This window comes from Streptomyces sp. SBT349 (assembly GCF_001083795.1).
Lineage (GTDB): Bacteria > Actinomycetota > Actinomycetes > Streptomycetales > Streptomycetaceae > Streptomyces.
The window spans coordinates 1-6,092 of record NZ_LAVK01000413.1 but is presented as its reverse complement, the minus strand read 5'-3'; the positions used below and the strand labels follow the sequence as shown (position 1 = coordinate 6,092).

The window sequence follows — 6,092 nt, the reverse complement described above, 5'->3', positions numbered from 1 at the left end:
CCCCCACCTCGAACGCCCGACCCCACCACCGACCACGGCCGCGGCCTCGCACTCACCGCACTCGCCACCGCGCTCACCATCACGGGCAACAACCACGGCCACACCGTCACCGCCGAAATCCACGCCACCCCGACCACAGCAAGGTGACCGCGATGACGACCAGAACCTTCTGGTGCGAGGCGATAGCCCTCAACTCCGCCACCGGACACACCCACTGGCTCGGCGCCCACGCCACCAGCACACCCCGTCTCGCCCTGCGCTGGATACACACCCGAGCCCTCGCCATCCGGGACCAGGTCGACACCCCCGAACGCTGGCCCATCAACGCCTGGCTCCGCGACGACCGCGAACACCAATAGGCCTTGGACCTGCTGACCACCGGCGGCATGTACGCCCACACCATCCACGAACATGCCCTGCACTACCTCCTCACCGCCCGCCCCATCCCGAGAACGGCCACCCATCAGCCCGGAGACACTCGTATGCACGAGTACGCAAGAGAAGCCGCAGACGCCCGATGAACCCGACAACCCCCAAAAGGACCGTCCCCTACATCACCCAGTGGAGCAGCGAACGCCCCGCCAACGTCCAGGTCATCGAGCGACGGGGACGCCTGGCCTACGCCGACGAACGCTCATACGACCGCGACACCGGAGGCGTCCTGTGGCGCCGCATCCCCTCCACCCCAGGCAAAGGCAAGCCCGAATTCGGCGCCGTCCACGCCCTCCGTCAACGCGTCGCCATGGCCGGCCTCCTCCGCCAAGTCTGCGGAAAGCCCGCCGACCACAACGACCGCGGCGTCCTATGGCTCATGGGCGAAGCACCCGACGCACCCGGCACCTGGCCCCAAGGACTGGAAACCACCCACCCCCCGGTCTGCCAACCCTGCGCATCCGTCTCAGTCCGCACCTGCCCACACCTCCGACAACGCTACGTTGCTCTACGCGTCCACTCCTGGACCCCGGCGGGAGTCCACGGCGCCCTCTACCGCCCAGGCCACCAAGGCCCCATCCTCACCGACGCCGCAGGCATCCCCTTCGACAACCCCGCCATACGCTGGACCATCGCCACCCAACTCGTCATGCGCCTCGACCACTTCACCCTCACCGACCCCACCATGAGCCACTGAGTTACAACCTTCTCTACGTCTTCAAGGCGCCGCGCATCCGCGCGGCGCGCGCAGCAGCGGCGGCCCCCGGGCCGCCGCTCCTGTCTCCGCCCCGCTCCGGCCCAGGCCCACCGGCCGCGCACCAATCTGAGGCCGTAGAAGTTGCCCTTGCGCTACTGATTGTTGGAATCAGGGCCGATCTTTCCCAAAAGGCTATACGATGAAGCCCCAAGAATCTGACTCAGCATATGAGTCAACAATGCTGAAGTATTCACCAGATCGCTGATGAGAAAATCGACCTTGCCGTCGCGCTGCAAGATGACGTTGATCGCTTCGGTGGCGCGTGATGGGTCATTCGCGCCAAATAGTGCGGTTAGGACAGCAGACGATCTTCCGCCATCCGATGGCATCTTAGGGGGCGGCTCGACTTCGGTCACGCGAAGGGACTCAAAGGCATCCTCAGTGCTCGCCGCAGAAATTACCTTTCCCAGTTCTGAGATGGCAGGAATTCCTCGGGTTGCAATATTCACGGAATCCGCACCAAGGGGAGTGCTGGAGAATTTGAATAGAGCGGGCGCCCCACCGGAATGATCGAACGATCTCAAGGATTGCAGCAAGAGAGGGGCAAGTTGAATGCACCGACGCAGATTGATTCTCAGCATGCGCTCTTCAATCCTTGCGTACCCATCCATTGCTTCATCCATGAGTGGCAGTAGTGGAATGGCAGCCGGCCAGCTGAGGAGCAGAGTCTTGGCATGCTTACTCCAATTGAATCGAGCCGTCAGCAGGCGCGATTTGTCGAGCGTTAAAACCACTCGCCGTTTTTCAGTTGAACCCGAGACGTGCAGGCTGCCTGGGGGAAGGCCGCAATGTTGCACGTAATCACGAAGATTGTACAAGAAGCGATAACCCTCGCGAGAATCAAACGCTGCTGAAGTCGCCTGTCGGAATTCATCCATCTCGCCACTTGCGTCGCTGTACTGGGACAGGATGAGATTTCTCTCATTTTCCAGATAGAGCCTCCTGGCGGCAAGCCAATTGGTCAGTTCGGAGATCAAGGATTCCTTGAGGATGTCTCTGTTCAAGCGGCGGAAGTTTCCGCCAAATTGCTCCGCATTCGAAAATGCGTGCAGCATCATCTTTATATTCGAGTAGCCTCTGATGACTAGATTGAAGGCCCCTCTTTCTGTCAGTGATTCGTAAGCGTTGATCGCGTCAATGAGATTGTCGCATTCGCTTTCGGAAATCTCCCGCGCGAGGCGAATATCCATGCCCCGCTGACCTGGTTGTTGATTCCATGCGCCAAGATGGTATGAGAAGTTCATGAGCCAAGGGAAGCAGTCCATCCACCAGCCAGGCAACCGTTTTGGGGAACGGGAACTGCGGTGGCCTAGACACCCTGGTCGCTGGCTTCTGCATCTGCTCCGCGTCGGTCCACGCTGCTGCCTGGCACATCGGCCGGCAGCTGTCGGGGGGCGTATCGTGGCAAGGGGCGATCGATCCTATGGCTATGAGCAGCCAGCTTCGGACGAGCCATTAGATCGGGCCCACATCGGTCACTAATGGGCGGTCCCGCAACCTACCGATCCGCCCATCAGCGTACGGCCCCGATCTCTCGCCCGAAGTCAGCTCTCGCCTGAAAGCCACCTCACCGCCACATGTCAATCCAGCGGCTCGAAGCGTGGACGCGGCGCGATAATAGGTGTTCGAGTTTCGTTCATGTGCAACCACTGCGGGGCCTGGACGGAAAGAAGTCTGTGGTCAATCGAGATAAGGTGCTGTTGAGCAGCCTCATCGAGGGCATGCTCAATGTCGACCACTCTAGCTGTGGGATACTTCTCAAGCTGCTGCTGAAGTCGCTGTGCCTTAGCGGTCGGCTTCAAATAGTATGCTGGCTTGCTGTGCTTACCGAGCGTACATACTGCCGCAGCGACGGCAGAATAGGCGTCATTGAACATACCCATGAATCCGTCAGGATCCGGGAGCACGGCAAGCCAGAGTCCGTCCTGATGTCGGATTCCCGCCCGGAGATCTTTAGCCTCAGGAACGACTCCGAGGCGAAGACCGGGGCCGCTCTCTAGCTGCTTCCAATTACTTTTGATCGTGGCTGCAGCATACCGAAAGCCCTCTTCGTCCGTGAAAAATAGATCGGTTTTCCAGACCTTTTTGATCCGATCACCGAGTAGCGGCTCCGCGCGCGCCCCCTGTGCCGCCACAGTGACCCAAGGCCCAAACCCGAATGGTCGCCCCTGTCCGTCGGGGAGCAGCAGTGCACTTTCGCCTGCATCTTCCACGACTGCGTCAAGGAATCCGAGATACTTGGCCCTCTCGTAGCCGAACAGGAGCGACTCGGGCTCGTGCATATCCTTGAAGCGTCGAGACATTCTGCCCATGGCTCGTGCCACAAAATCAGTAACACTCGGCTCCTTGCCCACGATCGCTTCGTGGACGGCCCACTCGAAGCCGTCACCGCGCATACCTTTATCTCGATCCAGGCGAGCGATTTTGCTGAGCTGACGCATTGTGACGTCTGCCCGATCGCAGTTCAAGTCAGTTAGATCATCTTGGCCAAGCTGGTCCAACTGTGCCCGAATGATGGATCTTGCGACTGCATAGAGAGCACGCCCATACTCATCGACCGGCTCCACTTGGCTCAGAAACGTCACGTCACCCATAGGAGGACACTAGTCCGTCGATGCATCTGTTCGGCTGTCAGCCCACCGCCGGTAACGAAGCAACACGATGGGGACCGCGACCAGGCGAGCTGGACGAGTGTCCGCGCCAAGGAAGCCACACCGGCGACACCTGCTCAAGGCCATAATGAGACCTGCACGACCACAAACAGCAGACCTCGATAGCACACGGATCAGACGTCGCAGCATCGGTGCCCCACGTGTACGGCTCGGGGCGCGGGGGCAGCAGCTCGAAGTCGTGTAGCGCGTGATGCCGGGCTTCGTGGCCGAGTCGATCACGACCACATGGGCGTGGATCCTCAGCACCTTGCGCCTTGCCCAGTTCACCACCGCATCGTCCGGGGCACCGTGCAGCCTCAGCGTCAGGTGCGGCAGGGGCCGTCAGCCAATGTCAGCATCCACCCAGGGCAGCGTCCGGTCCGACTGAGACGCGAGGCGCGCGGGTGCTGAGCCGACAGCGAGCCAATTCGTTTGCCCCACGCCGGGCTCGAAGTGGTCAAGCGTCGCTCGCGTAGCAGAAGGCACGCCAGACGCTCAACTCGTCGCCATCCTCGCCCATGCTCACCAAGACGGCGACCCTGGATTAACGTGGTCAGTGCCGGTGAAGACTCAGGTGACCATGCAAGCTCACCCTGGCTGGCCGCGCCGTCTGGGCGCACCTTCGTCGGCTGAGGTATCGCTGGGGTCACCTCGGGCGCCGCTGTCGGTGGGTACCGCTATGGTCCGGGCATGAAGGTCGTCTACATGATCACCTACCCCAACGGGAAGATCTACGTCGGCTCGGACCTCACTGACAGCCGGTTGACCTACTTCGGAAGTCCGTCGAAGGAACTCCTGAAGCAGGACATCGACCGCGACGCCCTCCGCGACTTCACGATCCGGAAGCGCATCCTCTGGGAGTCCGAGACAGCCACCAAGAGCGAAGTGCTGCGGAAGGAGATCGAGCTCATTCTTGAGCACCGATCGAACGACCCCCGCATCGGGTACAACCAACGGCCGAAGTACCGAGCCTCTGCTGATGAACTACCTGCCTCGCTCTGAGAGCGGCTGGCGTACAGCAGCGCAGTACCGCAACCGCAGTGGCCAGCGGCGGCCGGACGTGGTCCTCACTGGCCGGATGGCGACCACAACGACCGCACATGACCGGTCTGCTTTGAGCTACGGATCAGGAGGTCACGGCGTCGCTGCCGGTGGTCAGCGAGGCGTAGAGGGTCGTGAACGAGCGTCGCTCGATGAGGTGGGGGAAGGCTGGCTGTGGGGTCTCGCTGATGAGGTCGACGCCGCACATGTACAGCTCGGGGCGCGGGGACAGCAGCTCGAAGTCACGTAGCGCGTCGCCGAAGCGGCAGATGATGCCCGGCTTCGTGGCCGAGTCGATCAGGAGCACGTGGGCGTGGGTGCCCAGAGCCGTGCCCCTTGCCCAGTTGACCACCGCATCGTCCGGGACACCGGGCAGCCTGAGCGTCAGGTGCGGCAGGGTCCGTCAGTCGATGCCGGCGCCCGCCCAGGGCAGTGTCCGGAGGAAGCCGTCAAAGGCAGCGGACAGACTGACCGGAGCAAGACGGGCGCCGTGGTCCTCGACCCACTCGGCCACTGTGTCGGCGCTCACGAGCTGAGAATAGACGGCGTCGTCTCAGTTTCTGTCTCATTCGGAGACGTCCGCAGGCGGTCGCGACGCCCCACCAAGGACGCTGGGCGAGGCGATCAAGCAGGGAAGTACGCAGGTGAACGAACCCGAAAGGGCAGCGGCGAGATCCCAACAGACTTGGAGAGCGTGGGCCCCGACCAGCTCAGATGCGGCAGGGGCGCATGACGGACTCCGTGACGGCGGCCGCGCACCGCGCTGGACGTCAGCGGACGCGTGTACACGGCTCGTGCAGGTCACGGCCAGCAGGTCGGGAGGCACCGAAGGTTGGGAGATTGCTTCGGGACGGAGAAGCCGCCATACAGCAGTGAGAGGGACCCAAGGAGCAACGGCGAGATCAGCAACCGTGCTCTTGCCAGACCCCGGGAGTCAGGCAGGTCATCCCTCGACATGACTGGGTGCGTTACTGCCATACTGACGAAGCGCTGGACTGAGCCCAGCACTGCTGGGTTCCGGACTGTGTGCACTCATGGCACTTGTATGCCGTCGCGCCACTCGCCCCAACCGTGACGAAACATCTCAGAGGGCGTTTACTTAGGCTTGTTCGGAAAAGTGCATTTCGTCGCTGACCTGCTTTGCGGTGATTCGAGCGGCATGCGGGTTTCGCATCCTCCTGCCGCTCGGAGGCTGCCATCCGTTTCGCTCA

Annotated in this window: 7 protein-coding genes; 3 read left to right on the top strand and 4 right to left on the bottom strand. The window is 61.9% G+C overall.

From position 1 onward, the window contains the following. The first annotated feature begins 152 nt into the window (after positions 1 to 152). Together ADY01_RS31580 and ADY01_RS31575 are read left to right on the top strand one after the other, a co-directional pair. Positions 153 to 359 (top strand): hypothetical protein, encoded by a 207-nt coding sequence (locus tag ADY01_RS31580; protein WP_049580153.1) that lies wholly within the window; start codon positions 153 to 155, stop codon positions 357 to 359. 158 nt (positions 360 to 517) lie between these two features. Further along, positions 518 to 1,129 (top strand): hypothetical protein, encoded by a 612-nt coding sequence (locus ADY01_RS31575; protein ID WP_049580152.1) that lies wholly within the window; start codon positions 518 to 520, stop codon positions 1,127 to 1,129. A gap of 152 nt (positions 1,130 to 1,281) precedes the next feature. On the opposite strand, the gene ADY01_RS39485 is transcribed toward ADY01_RS31575, so the two are convergent. Beyond that, positions 1,282 to 2,433, bottom strand: coding sequence for a hypothetical protein (locus tag ADY01_RS39485; protein WP_159001546.1), 1,152 nt, complete (start codon positions 2,431 to 2,433; stop codon positions 1,282 to 1,284). A 336-nt stretch (positions 2,434 to 2,769) separates the two neighbouring features. Continuing rightward, positions 2,770 to 3,783, bottom strand: a complete 1,014-nt coding sequence (locus ADY01_RS39480) for a hypothetical protein (RefSeq protein WP_159001543.1) — start codon at positions 3,781 to 3,783, stop codon at positions 2,770 to 2,772. 747 nt (positions 3,784 to 4,530) lie between these two features. Here ADY01_RS39480 and ADY01_RS31565 point away from each other — a divergent pair. Next, a complete protein-coding gene (locus tag ADY01_RS31565) occupies positions 4,531 to 4,842 on the top strand; it encodes a hypothetical protein (protein WP_049580150.1) in 312 nt (103 codons plus the stop codon). Positions 4,843 to 4,966: 124 nt separating this feature from the next. Here ADY01_RS31565 and ADY01_RS31560 read toward each other — a convergent pair whose 3' ends face one another. Both ADY01_RS31560 and ADY01_RS41430 read right to left on the bottom strand, forming a co-directional pair. Continuing rightward, complete coding sequence (locus ADY01_RS31560) at positions 4,967 to 5,233, bottom strand: hypothetical protein (protein WP_049580149.1); 267 nt, start codon at positions 5,231 to 5,233, stop codon at positions 4,967 to 4,969. A 51-nt stretch (positions 5,234 to 5,284) separates the two neighbouring features. After that, positions 5,285 to 5,410: a hypothetical protein gene (locus ADY01_RS41430; RefSeq protein WP_267888495.1), complete on the bottom strand. Its 126-nt coding sequence runs from the start codon at positions 5,408 to 5,410 to the stop codon at positions 5,285 to 5,287. Positions 5,411 to 6,092 lie beyond the last annotated feature (682 nt).

Excerpts from the sequence above, each read along its gene's own strand:
- ADY01_RS31575 (WP_049580152.1), top strand. The coding sequence starts at position 518 with ATGAACCCGACAACCCCCAAAAGGACCGTCCCCTACATCACCCAGTGG.
- ADY01_RS31580 (WP_049580153.1), top strand. The coding sequence starts at position 153 with ATGACGACCAGAACCTTCTGGTGCGAGGCGATAGCCCTCAACTCCGCC.
- ADY01_RS39480 (WP_159001543.1), bottom strand. The coding sequence starts at position 3,783 with ATGGGTGACGTGACGTTTCTGAGCCAAGTGGAGCCGGTCGATGAGTAT.
- ADY01_RS39485 (WP_159001546.1), bottom strand. The coding sequence starts at position 2,433 with ATGAACTTCTCATACCATCTTGGCGCATGGAATCAACAACCAGGTCAG.
- ADY01_RS31565 (WP_049580150.1), top strand. The coding sequence starts at position 4,531 with ATGAAGGTCGTCTACATGATCACCTACCCCAACGGGAAGATCTACGTC.